This window comes from Comamonas resistens (assembly GCF_030064165.1).
Lineage (GTDB): Bacteria > Pseudomonadota > Gammaproteobacteria > Burkholderiales > Burkholderiaceae_C > Comamonas > Comamonas resistens.
This window is the reverse complement of sequence record NZ_CP125947.1, coordinates 4908934-4928669: the sequence shown is the minus strand read 5'-3', so window position 1 is coordinate 4928669 and position 19736 is coordinate 4908934. Positions and strand designations below refer to the sequence as shown.

17 protein-coding genes are annotated in these 19736 nt (G+C 62.8%); 3 read left to right on the top strand and 14 right to left on the bottom strand.

Annotated elements, in window-relative coordinates; genetic code table 11:
* The first annotated feature begins 176 nt into the window (after nt 1-176).
* Nucleotides 177-1499, top strand: coding sequence for a dicarboxylate/amino acid:cation symporter (locus tag QMY55_RS23040; protein WP_283486420.1), 1323 nt, complete (start codon nt 177-179; stop codon nt 1497-1499).
* A 110-nt stretch (nt 1500-1609) separates the two neighbouring features.
* Here QMY55_RS23040 and QMY55_RS23035 read toward each other — a convergent pair whose 3' ends face one another.
* Together QMY55_RS23035 and QMY55_RS23030 are read right to left on the bottom strand one after the other, a co-directional pair.
* Nucleotides 1610-2449 (bottom strand): BUD32 family EKC/KEOPS complex subunit, encoded by an 840-nt coding sequence (locus QMY55_RS23035; protein ID WP_283486419.1) that lies wholly within the window; start codon nt 2447-2449, stop codon nt 1610-1612.
* A 36-nt stretch (nt 2450-2485) separates the two neighbouring features.
* Nucleotides 2486-4216 carry an FMN-binding glutamate synthase family protein gene (locus QMY55_RS23030; protein ID WP_283486418.1) on the bottom strand — a complete coding sequence of 577 codons (1731 nt, stop codon included), beginning with the start codon at nt 4214-4216 and terminating at the stop codon, nt 2486-2488.
* 162 nt (nt 4217-4378) lie between these two features.
* Here QMY55_RS23030 and QMY55_RS23025 point away from each other — a divergent pair, with 162 nt between their 5' ends.
* Both QMY55_RS23025 and QMY55_RS23020 read left to right on the top strand, forming a co-directional pair.
* Nucleotides 4379-5227: a YecA/YgfB family protein gene (locus QMY55_RS23025; protein ID WP_407650568.1), complete on the top strand. Its 849-nt coding sequence runs from the start codon at nt 4379-4381 to the stop codon at nt 5225-5227.
* A 156-nt stretch (nt 5228-5383) separates the two neighbouring features.
* Nucleotides 5384-5698, top strand: a complete 315-nt coding sequence (locus QMY55_RS23020) for a helix-turn-helix domain-containing protein (RefSeq protein ID WP_283486417.1) — start codon at nt 5384-5386, stop codon at nt 5696-5698.
* 55 nt (nt 5699-5753) lie between these two features.
* Here the strand turns inward: QMY55_RS23020 and QMY55_RS23015 are convergent, their stop codons facing one another.
* From QMY55_RS23015 to QMY55_RS22960, 12 genes are all read right to left on the bottom strand, one after another.
* Nucleotides 5754-7010: a glycosyltransferase gene (locus tag QMY55_RS23015; protein WP_283486416.1), complete on the bottom strand. Its 1257-nt coding sequence runs from the start codon at nt 7008-7010 to the stop codon at nt 5754-5756.
* A gap of 85 nt (nt 7011-7095) precedes the next feature.
* Nucleotides 7096-8481, bottom strand: a complete 1386-nt coding sequence (locus tag QMY55_RS23010; RefSeq protein WP_283486415.1) for a sigma 54-interacting transcriptional regulator — start codon at nt 8479-8481, stop codon at nt 7096-7098.
* A gap of 36 nt (nt 8482-8517) precedes the next feature.
* Nucleotides 8518-10779, bottom strand: a complete 2262-nt coding sequence (locus tag QMY55_RS23005; protein WP_283486414.1) for a pilus assembly protein TadG-related protein — start codon at nt 10777-10779, stop codon at nt 8518-8520.
* Nucleotides 10780-10793: 14 nt separating this feature from the next.
* Nucleotides 10794-11243 (bottom strand): TadE/TadG family type IV pilus assembly protein, encoded by a 450-nt coding sequence (locus tag QMY55_RS23000; protein WP_283486413.1) that lies wholly within the window; start codon nt 11241-11243, stop codon nt 10794-10796.
* 1 nt (nt 11244) lies between these two features.
* The gene (locus QMY55_RS22995; RefSeq protein ID WP_283486412.1) at nt 11245-11763 is read right to left on the bottom strand and encodes a TadE/TadG family type IV pilus assembly protein; all 519 of its coding nucleotides are present in this window, start codon (nt 11761-11763) and stop codon (nt 11245-11247) included.
* A 32-nt stretch (nt 11764-11795) separates the two neighbouring features.
* Nucleotides 11796-12215 (bottom strand): DUF3613 domain-containing protein, encoded by a 420-nt coding sequence (locus QMY55_RS22990; protein WP_283486411.1) that lies wholly within the window; start codon nt 12213-12215, stop codon nt 11796-11798.
* Nucleotides 12216-12224: 9 nt separating this feature from the next.
* Nucleotides 12225-13295, bottom strand: a complete 1071-nt coding sequence (locus QMY55_RS22985) for a tetratricopeptide repeat protein (RefSeq protein ID WP_283486410.1) — start codon at nt 13293-13295, stop codon at nt 12225-12227.
* Between the two features lie 2 nt (nt 13296-13297).
* Nucleotides 13298-14323 (bottom strand): type II secretion system F family protein, encoded by a 1026-nt coding sequence (locus QMY55_RS22980; protein WP_283486409.1) that lies wholly within the window; start codon nt 14321-14323, stop codon nt 13298-13300.
* A gap of 69 nt (nt 14324-14392) precedes the next feature.
* The gene (locus QMY55_RS22975) at nt 14393-15355 is read right to left on the bottom strand and encodes a type II secretion system F family protein (RefSeq protein WP_283486408.1); all 963 of its coding nucleotides are present in this window, start codon (nt 15353-15355) and stop codon (nt 14393-14395) included.
* Nucleotides 15352-16680, bottom strand: coding sequence for a CpaF family protein (locus tag QMY55_RS22970; RefSeq protein ID WP_283486407.1), 1329 nt, complete (start codon nt 16678-16680; stop codon nt 15352-15354). The genes QMY55_RS22975 and QMY55_RS22970 overlap by 4 nt, the downstream gene beginning before the upstream one ends.
* 7 nt (nt 16681-16687) lie before the next feature.
* The gene (locus QMY55_RS22965) at nt 16688-18214 is read right to left on the bottom strand and encodes a P-loop NTPase family protein (protein ID WP_283486406.1); all 1527 of its coding nucleotides are present in this window, start codon (nt 18212-18214) and stop codon (nt 16688-16690) included.
* Between the two features lie 23 nt (nt 18215-18237).
* Nucleotides 18238-19692, bottom strand: coding sequence for a type II and III secretion system protein family protein (locus tag QMY55_RS22960; protein ID WP_283486405.1), 1455 nt, complete (start codon nt 19690-19692; stop codon nt 18238-18240).
* Between the last annotated feature and the right edge of the window lie 44 nt (nt 19693-19736).

The window sequence follows — 19736 nt, the reverse complement described above, 5'->3', positions numbered from 1 at the left end:
TATCGGCACAAAAAAAGGTCGGCGGTACAAACGGACACAACACAGCGCACCTTCGTGGTGCGTTTTCTTTTGAGGACTGATGCAAACAAGGATGCACCAAGACGGTTTCCTTGAAGCGAGGCTCTTGCCTGAGCCTGATTTGCATCAGCCAGCCCTTTTGTACCAGGAGACGCAGCGTGCAAGCCCTGCCTACCGAAACTGCTCCCCGCGAGCATCTGCCTTTCTACCGCCAGTTGTACTTCCAGGTGGTTTTCGCCATCATCGTCGGCGTGCTGCTGGGCCATTTCGAGCCTGAATACGGCGCGGCCATGAAGCCTTTTGGTGATGCGTTCATCAAGCTCATCAAGATGATCATCGCGCCGGTGATCTTTCTGACCATCGTCACCGGCATCGCCAGCATGACGCACCTGAGCGCTGTGGGCCGTGTGTTCGGCAAGGCCATGGCGTATTTCCTGACTTTCTCCACGCTGGCGCTGGTGGTCGGTTTGGTGGTGGCCAATGTGATGCAGCCAGGCGCGGGCATGCACATCAATCCGGCGGACCTGGACCAGACTGCCGTCAAGGGCTATGTGGCCAAGTCGCATGAGATGACGCTGACCGGCTTTGTGATGGACATCATCCCCAAGACCTTGATCAGCCCGTTTGTCGGCGACAACATCCTGCAGGTGCTGCTGGTGGCCGTGCTGTTCGGCGTTTCCCTGGCCATGGTGGGCGAGGCTGGCAAGCCCGTGCTGAACTTCTTTGAAGCGCTGACAAAACCGGTGTTCAAACTGGTGAACATCGTCATGAAGGCGGCCCCCATCGGCGCCTTCGGTGCCATGGCTTTCACCATCGGCAAGTTCGGCCTGGGATCGCTGGTCAATTTGGCCGAGTTGGTGCTGACCTTCTACATCACCTCTGCCATCTTCGTGGTGGTGATCCTGGGTGCTGTGGCCCGTGCTTGCGGCTTCTCCGTGCTCAAGCTGATCCGCTACCTCAAGGACGAGCTGCTGCTGGTGTTGGGTACCTCGTCTTCCGAGTCGGCCCTGCCATCGCTGATGCACAAGATGGAAAAAGCCGGCTGCAGCAAGTCCGTCGTGGGTCTGGTCGTGCCTACCGGTTATTCGTTCAATCTGGACGGCACCAATATCTATATGACGCTGGCCGCGCTGTTCATCGCCCAGGCTACGGATACGCACCTGACCCTGGGGCACCAGATTGCTCTGCTGCTGGTGGCCATGCTCTCGTCCAAGGGCGCGGCTGGCGTGACCGGTGCTGGCTTCATCACCCTGGCTGCGACCCTGGCCGTGGTGCCCGAAGTGCCCGTGGCTGGCATGGCGCTGATTCTGGGTGTGGACCGTTTCATGTCTGAATGCCGTTCGCTGACCAATTTCATCGGCAACGCCGTGGCCACCGTGGTTGTGTCCAAGTGGGAAAATTCTCTGGACCATGACATGCTGGATGCGGCACTGGCCGGCAATGCGGTGGAAGACGATACAGCACCCCAGGCGCATGCCTGATTGAGCCTGCTCTCAACGAAAAAGCCCCGATCTGGAGTCTTCAGATCGGGGCATTTTTTATATGTTCTGGCGCTCAACCCCAGGCGGGTGAAGCGCTGGCAGCTATGGTTTCAGATGGCTGTCAGCAGGTCATAGGCTGCCAGCACGCGCAGCGTGTCGCGGCCCAGGCTTTTGCTGCGGGGCAGAAAGCGCACCCAGCTCAGCTTTTTGACCGTGCTTTGCAGCACCTGCCGGGCATCATTGGGCAATTGCTGCACAAAGGCTGCCCAGTGCCGCTGCGCAGCAGCCATGGCACCGGCCTGCTGCAAAAACAACGCGGTGGACTGGGCGTAGTTCAGCGCATCACGCGCCATGCACACGGCATGCGGCAGATGGGAGGCCGGATCGTCTTCAAAGTCGATAAAGCCGATCTCCCCATCGGGGCAGACCACCATATTGCGGGCCACGGCCTGGCTCAGCACCTCGCCCCTGGCATGCACGGTCTGCAGCGCCTGCAGGCCGCGCAGCCACAGTGCCAGCGTGGCGTCTGCTCCCTGCGGGATGGCGCCCTCGATGGCATTGCTCAGCGAGGGCGACTCTTCGCCGGGCCGGCCCAGGTGGCGCATCACAAAGGCCTGATCGCAGCTGGCCAGCACCTCGGGCGCACGCAGGCCGCGTGCGTGGAAGCTGCGCAGGCGCCGTACCTCGGTCTGTAGGGTGGCCACGCCGCCGGGGTTGGGAACGGGGCGCAGCACAGGGGCGCTGAACAGGGCTGCCAGCGCCTTCAGCAGCCAGTAGTTGAGGGCGGGGTTGCCCTGGCTGGCACGCTTGACCCACAGCGTCTCATGCGCCAGCGGGTAGCACATGGTGTTGTGAGGCTGCTGCAGATGCTGCTGCAGAAATGCTTCGTAATCGATAGCTTTCTGCGCAGATGGTGCTTGGGCTAGAGCTGAAAAATCCAGTGAATCCACGGCGGGCTGCTGTCTGTCAAACGCTTTGCGTGGGCATCAGGTCCAGATGCCGCCACGCGAGGGCAAAGCCTGTGATTGTGCCGCTTCCGTTGAGGCGGGGGCCGATGGCTTGAGGATGGGCTCGTGCAGCGGTTGGAAACTCCGGGCGGTGGCCAGCGGCCAGTAGCTCTGAAACACCTTGTGCTGCTTGTCCAATGACTGCAGCAAGCTGCCGGGCTCCACGCGCAGGACCAGGTTGGAGAGCAGGCTGACCTGGTTGTCGTCCAGCCGGCGCACGATGTGGTGGGCCGTGATGTCGTTGGGGTGCTTGAGACCTGCTGCCTGCACCAGCTCCTGCAGCGCATGCAAGGTGTTTTTGTGGAAGTTGGCCACACGTGTGGCCTTGTCCGGCACAACCAGTGCCTGCTGGCGCACGGTGTCCTGTGTGGTCACGCCTGTGGGGCAGGTGCCGGTATGGCAGGTCTGGGCCTGGATGCAGCCCAGGGCCATCATGAAGCCGCGCCCCGAATTGCACCAGTCGGCGCCCAGGGCCATCATGCGGGCGATGTCGAAGGCCGTGATGACCTTGCCCGCCGCGCCTATCTTGATGCGCTGGCGCAGGTTCACCCCCAGAAGCGTGTTGTGCACCAGCAGCAGGCCTTCCTGCAGCGGCACGCCGACATGGTCGACAAACTCCACTGGGGCCGCACCCGTGCCGCCCTCGGCGCCGTCGACCACGATGAAGTCGGGCGTGATGCCGGTCTCCAGCATGGCCTTGACCATGGCAAACCATTCCCAGGGGTGGCCCACGCAGAACTTGAAACCCGTAGGTTTGCCGCCTGACAGTCGGCGCAGCTTGGCGACAAACTGCATCAGCTCCACTGGCGTGGAAAACGCGCTGTGGCTGGAAGGCGAAATGCAGTCCACGCCCACAGGAATGCCGCGCGCAGCTGCAATTTCAGGAGTGACCTTGGCGCCGGGCAACATGCCGCCATGGCCGGGCTTGGCACCCTGGCTGAGCTTGATCTCGATCATCTTGACCTGCGGGTCGGTCGCGTTGGCGATGAATTTCTCGTCGCTGAATGTGCCGTCTGCATTGCGGCAGCCAAAGTAGCCCGAAGCCACCTCCCAGATCAGGTCGCCGCCATGCATGCGGTGGTATTGGCTGATGGAGCCTTCGCCCGTATCGTGGATGAAGCCACCCATCTTGGCGCCCTGGTTCAACGCCTGAATCGCGTTGCCCGACAGCGCCCCGAAGCTCATGGCCGAGATATTGAACACGCTGGCGTGATAGGGGCGGCTGCAAGGGTCTGCGCCTTGCTGGGCTTCATCGGGCGTGCCGCCGATCCAGACGCGAAAATCGTGCGAACTCAGTCGCGTGGGCTGCATGGAGTGGTTGACCCATTCATAGCCTTGCTGACTTACGTCCAACTGTGTGCCGAAGGGGCGGTTGTCCACCTGGCCCTTGGAGCGCTGATAGACCAGCGAGCGCTGGGCGCGAGAAAAGGGTTGGGCCTCGGTATCGCCCTCGATGAAGTATTGGCGAATCTCGGGGCGGATGAATTCGAAGATGAAACGGAAATGCCCCATGATGGGGTAGTTGCGCAAGATGGCATGGTGCTTTTGCGCCATATCCCACAGGCCCAGCAACACCAGCAAGGCTGCGGCAATCAGCCACCACAGGCCCTTGCCGGATGTCACCAGGGCATAGAACGAGATGCACAGCACCAAGGCGGAAATGGCCAGTGCGCTATAGCGCAAAGGCAAGCTGGTCAGAAAACGACGCACTGCAGATACTCCCCTGGCAGGGTATGTTGATGGTGGCCCGCTAAAATTCCGCCCAGTACGGGAGCATCCTGACCGGATGCAACAGCCTCCCGCGTTCCATCATCGGCCCTGCACTTCGATAGTGATGAAAAACAGTCCGGGCCATCATAGAAGCCTTTCCCCATGCAAGACCCAACAAGCACTCCCGCGGCCGAAGATGCGGCGATCTCCGACATGCCCCAGGGCGCACTGAGCAACGAGCAACTGGAAGAGCTGGATGCGCTGCTCGACGAGCTGCGCACGCGTGGCGACGAAATCCCTCAGTGGGAGTTCTGCGACGGTTTCCTGACCGCTTTGGTCTGCACGCGTCGTCCCATCGCTGCCGCCGAATACATGCCCATGCTGCTGGGCGATGGCGAAGCGCTGCAAGTGGCGAAAGGTCAGCCTTTGCCCAAGCTGGAAGCCTTCAAGGACGAAGCCCAGCAGGCCCGTTTCATGGAGCTGTTCGAGCTGCGCATGAACGAGGTGCGCGAGCAGCTGGACACCGAAGTCAAGTCTCTGGCTGACGACATGGCTTTCCAGCCCGAAGCTCTGGACACCCGCGGCGCCATCCTGATGCTGCCCGAAGCCGAGCAGGCCGAGCTGGAAGGCGAAGAAGTGCCTTCCTTCTCGCAAGTCTGGGCGCTGGGCTTCATGTTCGTGGTGGAAAACTGGGCCGAGGAATGGGCGGCTCCCCGCGACAAGGAAGCTGCGCAGTGGCTGGACGCCGCCATGGAATTCATCGTCAACCTGACCGAAGACGATACAGATACTCCTGCCCTGAACCTGTATGACGAAGCTGGCCCCGCATCGACCAGCCAGGAGCGCGTGGACGCCTTTGGCGAAGCCATCTGGGCTGTCTATGACCTGCATCGTCTGTGGAAAAGCATGGGTCCCCGTCAGGAAACCATCGTCAAGGGCGAACAGTTGGGCCGCAACGACCCTTGCCACTGCGGCAGCGGCAAGAAATTCAAGAAGTGCCACGGGGGATGACCAGAGTCACCCCCTGAGTGGCTGTGCCGTTTCCCCCTCTCTGCTTCGCGGAGGGGAACGACGGCCTCGCTGCGGGGTGGCCCTTGCTTGCTGTCTCTGGCCTGTAGCGGCGCGTTTCAGCAGCAAGCGCTGCAATGAGACAAGCGGGATTGGTTGATGACGCATTTAGGTGAACGCATACGCGCTCGGCGGCAAGAGTTGGGCTTGAGTCAGGGGCGGCTGGCGCAGATGGCGGAGGTCACGGCATCGGCCGTTTCGCAGATCGAGTCCGGGGCGATTCGCACCCTCAAGAACGACACACTGGCCCGCCTGGCGGTCGGGCTGCAAACCACGGCACTAGAACTGATGGCTGATCTGCATGTTGAGGCCGCCACCCTGCCCAGCGATGAGCAACGCTTGCTCGACTGCTATAGAAAACTGCAGCCGCCGCTGCAGGACATCGCTCTCAAGCTGATCAAGGCCCTGCAGTAAGAACGTCAACACGTTCCGAGAACGTGCTCACTTCTTGCTGTCGGGGCGCTGGCCGTCAGCGCAAGGCCTTGACCTTTTTTCTGACAATCGCCAGGCGGAACATTTCCATGAAGCGTGGCGCAACGTTCGAGATGTGAAAACGCTTGCCCGTCTCCAGCGCTGCCTGGCTATAGCGCGCACGACGTGCCGGGTCGTTGCGCAACTGAAGGATGGCATCCATCCACGCATCGTCGTTGTCGGGCATTAGCATGCCGTTGATGTCGTGCTGCACCAGCTCGGGGACAAAGCCCCAGTTGGAGCCGATCACGCAGCCGCCACGCGCTAGAATCTCCATCAGGCCCCAGTTGGCCACGCCATGGCGCAACGGATAGAGGAACAAATCCACTTCGGCCAGCAGTTGCGCAAATTCTGCATAGGGCAGGCGGCCGGGGAACTCCACGACCTCGGCGGCGGGATAGATCCTGAGCAGGTGATCCTTGAAGCTCAGATCTTCGGCCTTGTAGCGCCGCTGCACCCATTGCTGCTCGTAGCCATAGGACGAGGCCTTGGGGTCGCCGATGGCGATGAAGCGTGCGTTCTTGCCATCTCCCTCGCGCACCAGGCGATCGACTAGGCGCATATAGGTCTCAAAGCCTTTGGCGCTGGAGAGATCGCGCGCGGAGAACGCGATCGTGAACGGCTTGTCCTTGCCAGTCTGTCCGGGGGGCTGTGCGCTCCTAAGCGGCGGCTGGATGTCGAAGCCCTCGAACTGCACCTCGATGTTCTGCTGCAGCAAAGGCGGGAACAGCGAGCGCGCATGGGCGCTGGGCACGATGGTAAGGTCGCTGCACAGAACTTGGTGGTAATGCAGCATCTCGCGGTTGCGGTCGCTCATGCGCTGCGACTGGTCGGGCGGATAGGCCGCATCCCAGCCGTGGCTCAGAAAGCTGGGGAACTCGATATAGCTGACCACGGCCGCATCCAGCTCGTCATACAGCCAGTTGGGCGCGCCCCACAGCGAATGCGCGACGATCAGGTCGATGCGGCGGCCGCGCTCCTTCTCGAAAGCCAGCAGCGCTTGCAGCAGGCCGCGGCTGATGCGCGCCGAGCGCTCCAGCTTGCTGGTGTAGTAATAGCTTTGCGGGCCGACGATCTTGCCGTCGGGCTGGAAGGACAGCAGATGGTCATACTCCTTGTCATGGCGCGCCTTGTGGCCCGGCGTGGTCATGAACCAGGCATCGGCCATGCCGGTCTTGCGCAGGTGGCTGCACAGCAGCGTGTACTGGCTGGGAAAGACGGCGCCGACAAAAACGATAAGAGGCTTTTCCTGCATGGGTTCCGGGTTTGGGGAGGTCTTGACGATGGGGTTCGAAGAGGCTGCGCCTGCGCACCCTGCACAGGGCGGCTCAGGGAGCGCTTTACCTGGGCACTTCCGGCTCTCCGTCGCTGATCTGGTACTTGCGCATTTTTTCCCACAGCACCTTGCGGCTGATGCCCAGGTGCTGGGCCGTGTTCTGGCGCTTCCAGTCGTTGGAGCCCAGTGCGGCGATGATGCGGTTGCGCTCGTCCATGTCCCAGTTGCTGCGGTTGGCCAGCAGGGGCTCGTTGCCCGCGTCCACCGGGAGGGTATTGGCCGACAGGCTTTGCGCGTACTTGAGGATGCGCTCCGTCGCGCCGTCGGCCGTCCAGTCGCGGGTCTGGCGCGCGGCAACGCCGATGCGCTCTGCCAAGTTGCGCAGTTCGCGCACATTGCCGGGGAAGTACATCTGCGCCACCGCGTCCATGATGAAGAAGGGCGGCTCGCCCAACTCGGTCATGATGTCCTCGCCCACCACCTTGCGCAAAATGCTGTGGAAGATGGCCAGCTTGTCGGGTTCGCCGCGCTCTTCCAGGCTGGGAATCTGCAGCTCGATCACGGCCAGGCGGAAGAACAGGTCGGCGCGGAACTTGCCCTCGTGTACCAGCTCACGCAGCGGCTTGTTGGTGGCGGCCACCAGCCGGAAGTCCAGCCGTACCGGTGCGGCCGAGCCCAGCCGCGTGACCGAACGCTCCTCCAGCACCCGCAGCAGCTTGACCTGCTGGTACAGCGGCAGATCGGCAATCTCGTCCAGGAATAGCGTGCCGCCGTTGGCCTGCTCCAGAAAGCCCTTGTGCGCCGTCACGGCGCCGGTGAACGAGCCCTTGGCGTGGCCGAAGAACAGCGACTCGAACAGCCCGTCCGGAATCGCGCCGCAGTTCACCACCACGAAGGGCCCCTGCCCGTAGCAGCTGTTGTGCTCGTGCAGGCGCTCCGCAATGCGCTCCTTGCCCACGCCGGTTTCGCCGCTGATGAGCACGCTGTGCTCGCAGTCGGCAAAGGTGTCCACATCGCGCAGCAGGCGCTGCATGGATTCGGCCACGGCAATGATGTCGCCCGAGCGCTGCACCTGGCGCTGGTTGCTCTGCATGCGCCGCAGTATGCGAACCAGCATGGCGCGCAACTCGGCGCCCGTGAAGTCAAAGGGCAGCACATGCGAATACTCGGCCGCATAGCTGCCGGGGCTGGCCTCGCGCTGATTGGCGCTGACCCAGAGCACCGGCATGCCGAAGGTACCCTCCACGCCTTGGCGTGTGAAGCGCGCACCCTCCAGCACCGTGACGCTGACCACCGCAATCGCATTACCCAGCTCACCGGTGTCGGCCGACAGGCTCAGGCCGTCGGCACGGATCACATCCACGCCCAGATTGAGCATGCAGCGCTCCACCCGTTCGGCAATATCGGCCTGACCTTCCCAGACATAGATGACCAGCTCGTCCAGATTCACTGTGGGGTTCCTTGTTGTTGGTTCATTGTTCTCTTCTCAATACACCAACTGGGCAGAGTTGCAGTTGATGTCGAGTGCCTTGACTTCGCTGCGGCCCAACTCGAGCCCGAGAACCTTGGTAAGCAGGGGGGACAGGAGTGCGCTGCCCAGGAGATTCAGAATCGATTTGATGGGCTTTAGTATGGGTTGCAGAAGTACGCAAAGCGCTCCGCTGCAGGTCACGTTGTTCGTGCTCGTGTTCTTGAGCGAGTTGACAAGCGCATTGCTGTCCGTGAGATTGACCTTGTCGCTATGCAGCTTGAGCAGGTTGCTCAGATTGCCGAGTACGCAGGAATTCCAGGCCAGCAAGGAGGACAGCAGGCCGGAGCAGCTGTAGTAGCCATTGCCCAGGGTCGAGACGCCGACCAAATCCAGGACGCTGTAGGGCACGCTGGTATAGGCCTTGAATGCTTGGGAGAAGGTGCCTGTGGTCCAACTGCTGGTGGGACAGATGGCCAACACGCAACTGACGGGAATTGCATTGTTGAAGGAGAAATTACCGGTGACGAGCTTGCCCATGGCACCTTCTTCTCCTGCGACGCCCTGGCCGTTCAGCATGAGGGCTGTGGCCGCATCCACGTTGTAGAAACCATTGACCTTGGTTTTCTCGAGATAGGTCTTGGCGAGCATCTGAAGCTGCGCATTCAATGCGTCTTCGGCGTTGCCGCTCGTGCTCATGCCTGTCCAGTCACTGCTGATGATGGGAGGCGAGAAGATGCCGCCGAGCAGATTGAAGATGGTGTCGAGGAGTGCTCCAACCGTGTCTCCGAGAAACAGGCGGTTTTCACGGGTCCAATCGGATTCATCCTTGATCAGGTGATCGATATCGTCGTGGTCTGCCAGCACCTTCGTCGTGATCGGCCCTCGGACTTGTAAGGAGAGCGGTGTTTTGATAAGGACGTTCTCCGGATCGGTTGCAAGCTTGTCCGTATGTCCAATGGTTATTTTTGCGACTCGGGAATCGACGCCCAGGCCCATGGCGGGCCGATTGTCCCGACTAGGATCCGGACAATAAAGAGCGTCCAGGGTCGCATCGGCGCTGACGCCATCAATCTTGATGGGTAGGTTGATACGAAGATTGATTAGGCTGAGTAGGGGGCCGAGAAGTGGAAGACGGTTGGAGTCGATATCCAGATTCAACCGTACCTGGGAGCTGTTGGCCATGGTGCCGATAGGTCCCGACCCTATGGTTGGAGGCTCGACCACGGTGAGGCTGGCCTGCACGAGGTTGAGCACGTTCAGCTCGGGTATGGCCAGGGTGTGCCCATTGGCGCCGATCATGATGGCGGTCTTCAATATATCGCCGACGCCCACCTGCGCTTGGAGCGCTGCGCCGCTCGGCGAAGTGTCCTTGCCCAGCGAGATGAAGGTGAAAATCCCGGGAGTGCCAGCGCTGCTGTCTCCCAGGAGAGGTACTTTCAGATCCAGCAGCCTGACGCCGTCGATCTTCAAATCCTTGATGACATCGATGACGGCAGTCAGGTCCGCCTTGAGGGTGTTGTCCGATATCACTTCCAGGGACGCATTGAGGATCTGCAGGAGAGTCAGGCTGCTGAGGTTGACGATTTGGTCCGGCGTGAGAGCCGAGAGTCCTTCAATGCCCAGATCGACACCCAGTGCCTTCAGCAGGCCCGAGGGCGAGATCTTTGCATTGGCAAGGCCACCGGAGTCCAGAACGCTCAGTTTGCTGGCATCCAGGCCGACGAGCGTGAGCAGGCGGCCTAATGGTGCGTCCTTGTCTAGGTTCAGGAGTTGGGAACCGACCTGGAATGCTGCGGTCGGCTCACTGCGTTGGGCAATGGCTTCCACGCGGATGCTGCGGCTCCAGGGACCGGGAATTAACCGTGGGGATTCGCCTTGAAGAATGACATGGGCTGCATTCAGAGGGGTTGTATCGCCCTGGAAGTAGCGGGGCGCGGCATATTTTTTCGTGCTCCATTCGCCGCAGGTCACTGTTTTGGTCGTCGGGGTGACAGGCGAGGGCCAGTTATTCTCGATGCTGCCGGTGCCTGCCACCTGGCAGGAGACACTGCTGTTGGGAGTTTGCAGATCAATGCCCTGCACGGCTTCAATGGCTGCAAGATCCGCAATGCGCTGCAGATCACGCTTGGCGTAGTACATATAACCGAGATCCACCACCCCCAGCATGGAAAAAATGACGCCGGTAAGCAGCGCAAACTGCACAAGAATGCCGCCGCGCTGCTTTTGGGGCGCTGCAGATGCTGGACGGCGTCGGTTATCTGAAATGTTCGAGAGCATGATTTGTCCTTCCGTCAAGGCGCTCGCTGGATCACGCTTTGTGACTGCAATTGTTTGGGGACCCCCAGAGGATTCAGCAATGAGCTGCTGCTCCCCGGAAACAACTGAATGGGGTAGGTAACGATCAAGGTCGAGGGATTTTCCGGAGGTGTCAGTGCCACAAGGTTTGCCAGCTCTTGAGGTGTCAGGTGATCAAGGGCCAAGCCACTTTGCTTCAGGCTGTGCTCAATCACCTTGTGGGCTTCACCGTGCAGGTCGATATTTTGGAAGCGGCTTGAAAAGAGCAGCTCGTGCACATGACGGACTCCATCACCGGCGGCACGGGTCACGGATTGCTGGGTCTGCAGCACATGCCAGTAGATAAAGATTCCCATGAAGAGCAGCAGCATGACGATGGCGACAAGGGCAAACTCCACGGCGGCAACGCCCGTCTGTCTGTTGCGCAGGAAGCGGTGGTCGTTCATCTCAGATACCTCCACCATCCACAAGAATGCTGGCACTGGCGGTTAGTTGCTCAGGGTTGAAAAGATGGATGCCGAGCATGCTCAGACCCGGTACGAGGGGGGCTGAGCCATAGGCAACCGTGAAGCTCAGGCTGACCATGCAGCGCTCGGTTGCGCTGGAGCTACAGGGCAGCGTGGGAGAGCAGACTTCGGGCGAGCCGACACGGCAGATACTGGCGTTGATGGAGTCTGCCGAGGGGCGCAGCTGCACAGACAGCCAACTGAGTTTGTCGGCGGCTATGGTTTTGGCTGTGTTCAGGCGGGCTTGGCGACCGGGCTGGAATTGCAAGGCCGCGCGCGCGCCATCCTCGGCGGCAAACTGCATGGATTCACGCACCAGAAATGCCAGACCAAAGCTGATGATGGCATACAGCAGCATGAAAAACACCGGAAAGATGATGGCCCATTCCAGCGCATAGACGCCGCGCTGGCGGCGGCGTGCGGCCCCTGAGGGGGCTGGGTAGTGATGCTGCGGTTTCATGGTCTGGGCTCCTGCATTCCTGTGTTCAAGGCTTACCGTTTGACATCCAGGCCCGTGTCGTATTTCTCGGGAATGGTGGTTTCAAAGCTCTTGAGGTAGCGCTGATGGCTGCGGCTGGCCTGCTCGCCATCGATGGGGCGGGGGCGCTGGGCGGGCAGGCTGCGCTGCAGCGCAAACAAATGCTCCGTGGCGCTGCCAATGACGATATGACTTTCGTCGGGCGTGGGCTGCTGTGGTGCCGGGGTGGTGGCTTGCGCCTGTAGCTCCGTGGCAGTGGCTTCTGCCGGGGTGGCCCCATGGGCTTCTACGGGCGTCACCGTGCGGCTGGCGATGGCTTGCGAGGGCTCGGCCAGATCCTGGTCCTTGGCCTGTGCCTGGGCTGCTGTGGCAAAGCCGCAAAGCAGCATGGCAAGAACCGTGGGAAGGCTGGAAGAAAAGAGGTGGTGGTGCATGTTTAATCCTTAAAACGGGTGAGGGCGGGGCAAGTCTTCGGCGGCTGCGCTGTCTGCCTGCGCCGCTACTTGGCGTGTGACGAGCAGGCCCGGTGCAGAGCTGATGATTTGCGTCTCCATGCGTAGCTGCGCCCTGGGCGCGGTCTGAGCTTGCGCCGGTGCTGCCATGCCGGCCACCTCGGCCTGCAGCGTCTTGGCGGGGGCCTCCGCTGCCGGGACGTAGGCCTGGGTCTGCGCCGTGGTTGGGTCGGCGGCGGGCATCACTGCTGCTGCGGGCGCGGCATGGGCGCGGGCTTGCAGCGCCTGGTGCACGCGGCTCAGCTGGCTCTCCAGGGTCTGCAGGGAGCTGTCGTCGATCAGCGCCGGAGCCTTGTTGGGCTGGGGCTGCAGCAGTTGCTGCAGCAAGTGCCTGGCCTCGGCCGTCTTGCCGCTGGCCAGCCAGTACAGGGCCAGGTTGAGCTGAACCCTGGCATTGCCGGGCGCCAGCTGTGCCGCCTGCAGCACGGGAAGCTGAGCCGGGGCCAACTGCCCATCGAGCATATGGGCATAGGCCAGATCGCTGAGCACATTGGCATCAATGGGGGCCAGTTGGCGTGCCTTTTCCAGCTGCGCGATGGCCTGTGCATACAGGCCGTTGCTGGCGTCGAGCAGGCCCAGGCCCCGGTGCGCACGCGCCGCCATGGACTTGTCGCCGTCGGTCGTCAGCTCCGTATACAGCTTTCGGGCCTGCAGCCACTGGTCGGTGTTGCGCAGTGCGTCGGCGCGCAGCAGCTTGATCTGCGTGCTGCTGCCATATTGCTGCTCGAAGGCTTCGGTGTGGGCCAGCGAGGCATACCATTGGCCGGCCTGCTGCATCTGCGTGATCAGGCCGAGATAGGTCTGCGTCGTAGCCACCTGGGTGGATTGTTCGGCCTGCTGCATCTGCCGCTGGGCCTCGGCGGCCATGCCTTCCTGTGCCACGCCATAGCCTTGAGGTGCGGGCTGGCTGGCGCAGCCCGCCAGCAGGGCTGCAGCGGTCAGCACTGCGCCGGCTTGCCAGCGTGGCAGGGCCGAAAGCAGGGAGCAAAGATAGGTGCTCATGTTCAACGTCCTCCCATGCTGGAAAGTGAGCGAATCACCGCCATAAAGCCGGGGCCGGCAGTGATCACCATGAGTGCGGGCAGCAAGGTCAAGACCATCACGCCGGTCATCTTGACGGTGATGGCTCCAATCTTTTCCTTGAAGCCGGCCTGGCGCTTTTCGCGCAGACGCACGCCAAACTCCTGCAACGGGGCTTGCACCGCGCCACCATGGCGATCCACCTGTACCAGCAGATTGACCACGGCAGTCATATCGTCGTCGCCGCTCAAATGGGCCAGTCGCTGAAACGATTGCTCGCGGCTGCGGCCATTGGCATAGAGCTGGTTGGCCAGGGCCAATTCGCCGCTGAGTACCTTCAGCACACTACCGAATTCATGGGCCAGAATCTGCAGACTTTGGTCAATGCTCAGTCCCACGCCTTGCAGCAGGCGCAGCAGATCCACAAACAAGGGCAACTCCTCCACTACCTGTTTGCGCCGCTGGCTGGCTTTGTAGCCGACCACCCATTTGGGCAGCATCAGCCCGATGCCGAAGCCAAAAAAGCCATACATCAGCAGGCGCAGGCCACTGGGCTGAAAAATCACGCTGGCCAGCAGCGGCAGGGCAGCGGCTAGCACCATGCGGCTGATCACAAAGCTCACGCTGCCATGGCGCAGGCTGATGCCGGCCTGATCCAGCAGCTTGCGGTCCTCGTCGGCCAGCAGGGACTTGGCAAGGCCCGAGTTCAGCCATGCCGGCGGCTGCAGGCTGGCGGCCAGCTCCTGCGCTGCATCCGGGGTGGCGGTGCCAAATGCGCCGGCCTGAGGTGCGGGCGCAGGGCTCCGCATAGTGAAGGGTGAGGCCTGCAAGGGCATGCCACTCGCCGCCGCCGCAGGCAAGGAGCTGCGGGCTTGCTGCTGCAGCAGCCTGTCCACCTGCTGGCCCGCCTGGGCGGAGCGGCGCAGGCGCGCAATCATGAGGTAGGCAAAAAGGCCGACGCCTAGCGCGCCCAGGCACAGGCTCAGGAGCCAGAGCAGATGCGAGCTCATGCTGCTCTCCTTTTTCGGTGGGGTGAATGGTGGGCAAAGACCTGGTTCATGAAGTGCTCCGCAGCCTGTTTATCTCAGGCGTGCCAGACGGTAAAGGAGAAAAGAGCCAAAGGCTTCCAGGCCCGCTGCCGCCAGTACCATCTTGCGGCCAGTGTCATCCTCCCACATGCGCATGAAGTAGCCGGAGTTGAGCACCATGATCAAGCCGCCTATTACGATGGGCAGCAGCGCCAGCACCCAGGCCGACAGGCGTATCTCGGCAGACAGCGCATGCAGCTCGCGCTCGGCGGACTGGCGGTCGCGGATATAGGCGGAAACGCGCTCCAGCACCTGATCGGAGCGGCCGCCATAGCGTGTGCTCATGCGGAACACGGCGGCCAGCAGGCCAAATTCCGGTAGGCGCCAGTTGCGCTCTAGCAAGCTCATGGCATGGCCCAGGTCGGGTGTGGTGCTCAGCGTGGCGGCGGCCTGCTGCAAGGCATCGCCCAGCGGCGCTGGCACATTGCCGATGGCCAGCTGAAAGGCAGCATGGGGCGAGTTGCCAATGGTGATCAGGCGCACCATATTGTCCAGAAGGCCGGGCAATTGTTGCAGCAGCTTTTCGCGCCGCTTGTTCAGGCGACGCCAAATGCCAAAGCTGCATAGCAGGCCATAGGCGAGCAAGGCCAGCAGGCCCAGCAGCCAGCCGCCTTGCAGGGCGGCAAGCGCACACAACAGCAGACCCAGCACGGACAGCACGATCAGGCTGGTCGGGGCAATGCCCCAGGCCTCCAGGCTCAGATGGCGCTGCAGCCGCTGCAGTAGCGGATGAGAGGGTAGGCTGTCCGCCGTGCGCTGCGCCGTGGGCGCGGGCGGCACGCCGGGCATGCCCGGCAGCGCACCGTCCTGCGGGAGCTGCATCTCCAGGCTGCGCTGCAGATGGCTTTGCATGGAGCGGTTGTGCTCCTTGCGCCGGGCGCCGGTCAGCAGCCATAGGGCCAGAGCCAGCAGCAGGCAGGCCAGGGCCGAGAGGATCAGGAGGGCGGGCGTCACCTTGCACCTCCGTTGCCCACTTGCTGCTGCATGCGCCACCAGTTCAGCAGCTTGGGCGAGTGTGGCGAAATGCCCAGAGATACCCAGTTGTCGATTTCCTGGCCGTCGGCCGTGACCTGAGGCTCGTAGCGGTACAGCTCCTGCATGGAGATCATGTTGTCCGTCATGCCGGTCACTTCGGTCAGGGACAGCAGGCGCCGGCGTCCGTTGGACAGGCGGCCGATCTGCACGATGAAGTCCACGGCATTGGCGATCTGGCGGCGCAGGCTGACCTCGCTGCCCTGAAAGCCGGCAAATCCGGCCAGCATTTCGGCGCGGTACAGGCACTCGCGCGGCGAGCTGGCGTGGATCGTACCCATGGAGCCGTCATGGCCGGTGTTCATGGCCTGCAGCAGATCCAGCACCTCGCCGCTGCGCACTTCGCCCACGATGATGCGGTCGGGCCGCATACGCAGGCTGTTGCGCAGCAGATCGCGGATGCTGATATGGCCCGAGCCATCGAAGCCACCGGGCCGGCTCTCCAGGCGCACCACATGGTTGTGGTTGAGCGACAGCTCGGCAGTGTCTTCGATGGTGACAATGCGCTCGTTGCTGGGGATGAAGCTGGCCAGGGCGTTGAGCAGCGAGGTCTTGCCCGAGCTGGTGCCCCCGCTGACCAGAATATTGCAGCGCGCCTGTACGGCCATCTCCAGAATGCGGCAGATATCGCTGTTGAAAGCGCCCAGGCTGACCAGCTCGGCGGGCGTCAGCGGATCCTTGCGGAACTTACGGATGGAGACCGAAGGCCCGTCGATGGACAGCGGCTCGATGATGACGTTGATACGCCCGCCATCGGGCAGGCGCGCATCCACCATGGGGCTGGATTCATCCAGACGCCGGCCCAGCGGTGCAAGGATGCGGCGCACGATGCGCAGCACATGTTCGTCATCCTTGAAGTGCAGGTCCTCGCGCTGCAGCATGCCGCCGCGCGAGACATAGATGTTGCGGTGGCCGTTGATCAAGATGTCTTCCACGCGCGGATCTTCGAGCAGCGGCTGCAAGGGCCCCAGGCCCGTGAGCTCGCGCGTCAGCGCGCGCGCCACCTGCAAGGCCTCGCGCTCATTGACGGCTACCGAGTGCAGGCGGATGAAGCTGTCCAGCTCCATCAGCACAAACTGCGCAATGGCGGCCTGCGACCAGCGGCCAAACTCGGCACCCAGTTCCTCGATGCGGTTGAGCAGATGCTCATAGGCATTGTTTTTCAGCTCGGTGAACAGGGGGCTGCGCTCAAATTCGCTGCTTGAAGATTCTGTCGAGGAGGTAGAGGCATAAACCGTGGACGTCATGGTGCGTTCAGTTTCTCTTGAAGCGTTGAATGAGAGGGTTCAGCCAGCGGGCGGTCCGCGGCGCTGTCACGGCAGAGGCGGGGGGGGCTGCAAGCTCCGGGTGGTCGCTGTGCAGCAGGGTGTGCGTGAGCCGGGTCACGGCTTGCACATAGGGATCGCGCCGCAACTGAGCACTCAGCAGCCGGCCCTGGTTGAGGGCCTGCAACAGCTCGCGGCGCCGCTCGGGGACGGTCTCCAGCAGGGGCAACTTTAGTTGCTGCGCGATCAGCGAGGCCTCCATGTCCAACTGGCCGTCATGGCGGCAGACGATGAGCCGAAGCCGCTCGCGCTCTATGGACAGAGCGTCCATCTGCTGCAACAGCTCGGTGGTCGCCACGACGCTGGCCACGCTCTGCTCGCACAGCACCCAGATATGGCTGGCCTGACGCAAGGCATCCATGGCCAGCGGCGTCTGGGACATACCCCCCAGATCCACCAGCACATGCCGGAAATACTGGCGCAGGCGCTGCAGCAAAGCCGTGCTGGCGGCCGATGCCGCCTCGTGCGCAGCGCCCGGCTGCCGTGGCAGGGGCAGCAGACGCAGCCCGCTGCCATGCCGGGCCAGACCCGATGACGCCATGCGGCGGTCCATGCGGTGCAGATTGCCCGCAGCCTCCAGAAAATCAAATTCGCTGGGTGTATTCAGGTACAGCGCACAGTCGCCGCCGGGCTGGCCCAGATCGACCAGCAAAGCGTCCAGGCGTGTGCGGCTCTTGTCTGCGGCCTCTGCCGCCTTGTCCGGCGCAGGCGGGTGCAACTGCTGCTGCAGATACCAGGCCAGATGTGCGGTCAGCAGGCTGCTGCCCAGGCCGGCGCGCGCAGACACCAGGGCGGTCAGGGGGGCTGTGGGGCCGGCGGTTTGGGCCGAGGCATTGCGCTGCAGCAAGTTGCGCACGGTCTGCTGGGCCGCGAGCAGGGAGCCGTCGATATCCAGAAAATCCTGCACGCTGGCGCGCAGGGCCGCCAGCATGCATTGGGGGTGACGGGTGTGCCCCACGGCCACCATCAGCAGCTGTGGCAGGCTGCTGCGCAACTGCGCCACCAGCTGCGACGCGGCCTCTATCGAGGTGGATTCGAAATCCACCAGCACCAGGCTGGGCATGAGCTGCATGGCCTGCTCCAGCGGCTTGTCCTGAAAGCGTGTCAGGTGCATGCGCGTATTGCCCAGCATGCGCTGCAGCCAGGAATGGGCCAGGGCGCTTTCCTGCGTGCCCGCATGGATGAAGAGCAGGGGCGCTTGCGTCTCCAGCTCTGGCGGCAGACCGGCAGGCAGGGCGTCGGGCAGAGGCGGCGTGTCTGCATGGCTGGCCGGCAGCTGGGCCTGGGCATACGAGGGCTGCACCAGACCGTCCGTGGCGCTGGAGGCGGCCGGCTTGGGTGCCGTGGCGGGCGTCAGGGACAGCAAGGCCTCCAGCGTGGCTGGCGTGGCCAGCGGTGGCAAGGACAGTGCGCCGTCAGGCGTGGTGCTGGGCTCCGAAGGCAGGGGGGTACTCATAGGCATCTGCTGCGCAAGGCATATCAGTTCGAGAAGCCGGGCAAGGCGGCATTGCTGCTCAGGCCGCCGCCCAGATAGGGCCCCCAGACCTGGCCGGCATTGGGCTGCTCGGAGCGATTGCCGGGCAGCAGCGCTTCCAGATTGGTATTGGCGGGCAGCGGCTGCACCAGGCGCGGCGTGACGATGATGACCAGCTCTTTTTCGTCCTGCGAATAATTGAGGTTCTTGAAGAAGGCGCCCAGGATGGGGAGATCGCCGAGCAGTGGCACCTTGTTGACGCTGGAGGAGGTGGCGCGGCTGACCAGGCCGCCGATCACAAAGCTTTCGCCGTCGGCCAGCTCCACCATGGTGTCGGCGCGGCGGGTCACCAGGGCAGGGACGGAGATGCCGGAAATGGTGACGCCACTGGTGTAGTCCAGGTCGCTAGCCTCGGGGGCCACCTTGAGGGCGATGCGATCATCCGAAAGAATGGTAGGCGTAAGCTGAAGCTTGACGCCGAATTCCTTGTAACGGATGGAGATGTTGTTGCTGGCGCTGCTGGGCACGGGAATGGGAATCTCGCCGCCGGCCAGAAAGCTGGCGCTCTGGCCGGTATGGGCCACCAGCGTGGGCTTGGCCAGCACGCGGGCCAGTCCGTTGCCTTCCAGAAAGCCCATCTGCGCGCTGAGCCCATTGCCGCCAAAGGCCTTGCCAAAGCCCAGCACCAGATTCATGGCGCTGGAGATGGCGGAGGAGCTGCTTGTGGAGCCTTCGCTTCCTGAGCTGCTCGACGACCCTGTGCTGCTACCCGGCGTATACATGCCAAAGCTGAAGCCATGGCCGTTGGGACCGCCGCTGATCAGGTTGATGCCTGCGCGCTTGAGCGCGGACTTTTTGAACTCTACCACTTGCACATCGACCTGCACGGTATTGCTGCGTACGGCGACCTGCGAGCGGTCTATCAATGGTGCCTTGTCGGGCGCATTGAGCCGCAGTTCGGCCAGGGCCCGCGCATGCTCGGGTACCGACTCCAAGCGCTTTTTCAGCAGCAGGCTGGGGCCGCTGACCTGGATCTTCCAGCTTTGCGGCAGGCCCTTGGCGGGCCAGACGGAGAGCGTGGTACTGCCCGGGGCCTTGGGCGTGAGCAGCAGCTCGGCCGATTGGGAAGCGCCGGAGGAGACCGAGCGCAGCACCTTGACATCGAGCACATTGGGGTCACCCACGGCAATGCGGGCCAGAGCCATGGCGGGCTGCAGCACATGCTGGTGGCCCAGGGAAAGCTGCAGGGCTGGCGCGGCATCCGCAGGTAAAGCCATGGAAGCCGCTGCGGAGCCGGGCGCTGCTGCCGGCTGGGAGGGTGCCTGCGCCATGCCGGGTAAGGCCATGCTCCAGAGCGCAGCACTGCCCACAAGGCCTATGAAGGCCCGCTGCGATGGCGTGGGCATGGAGCCTGGAGGCGTGGATTCTGAAGTGCTGTGCGCGATATGGGTAGTGCTCATGAGTTTTCTCTCCCTCTTTGGCCTGGCCTGCGGTGCTGACCGTC

Coding starts and splice junctions, on each gene's coding strand:
- QMY55_RS22960 (WP_283486405.1), bottom strand. CDS start 19,692: ATGAGCACTACCCATATCGCGCACAGCACTTCAGAATCCACGCCTCCA.
- QMY55_RS22965 (WP_283486406.1), bottom strand. CDS start 18,214: ATGAGTACCCCCCTGCCTTCGGAGCCCAGCACCACGCCTGACGGCGCA.
- QMY55_RS23000 (WP_283486413.1), bottom strand. CDS start 11,243: ATGAACGACCACCGCTTCCTGCGCAACAGACAGACGGGCGTTGCCGCC.
- QMY55_RS23015 (WP_283486416.1), bottom strand. CDS start 7,010: ATGCAGGAAAAGCCTCTTATCGTTTTTGTCGGCGCCGTCTTTCCCAGC.
- QMY55_RS23025 (WP_407650568.1), top strand. CDS start 4,379: ATGCAAGACCCAACAAGCACTCCCGCGGCCGAAGATGCGGCGATCTCC.
- QMY55_RS22995 (WP_283486412.1), bottom strand. CDS start 11,763: ATGAAACCGCAGCATCACTACCCAGCCCCCTCAGGGGCCGCACGCCGC.
- QMY55_RS22980 (WP_283486409.1), bottom strand. CDS start 14,323: ATGAGCTCGCATCTGCTCTGGCTCCTGAGCCTGTGCCTGGGCGCGCTA.
- QMY55_RS22985 (WP_283486410.1), bottom strand. CDS start 13,295: ATGAGCACCTATCTTTGCTCCCTGCTTTCGGCCCTGCCACGCTGGCAA.
- QMY55_RS23020 (WP_283486417.1), top strand. CDS start 5,384: ATGACGCATTTAGGTGAACGCATACGCGCTCGGCGGCAAGAGTTGGGC.
- QMY55_RS22990 (WP_283486411.1), bottom strand. CDS start 12,215: ATGCACCACCACCTCTTTTCTTCCAGCCTTCCCACGGTTCTTGCCATG.
- QMY55_RS23005 (WP_283486414.1), bottom strand. CDS start 10,779: ATGCTCTCGAACATTTCAGATAACCGACGCCGTCCAGCATCTGCAGCG.
- QMY55_RS22970 (WP_283486407.1), bottom strand. CDS start 16,680: ATGACGTCCACGGTTTATGCCTCTACCTCCTCGACAGAATCTTCAAGC.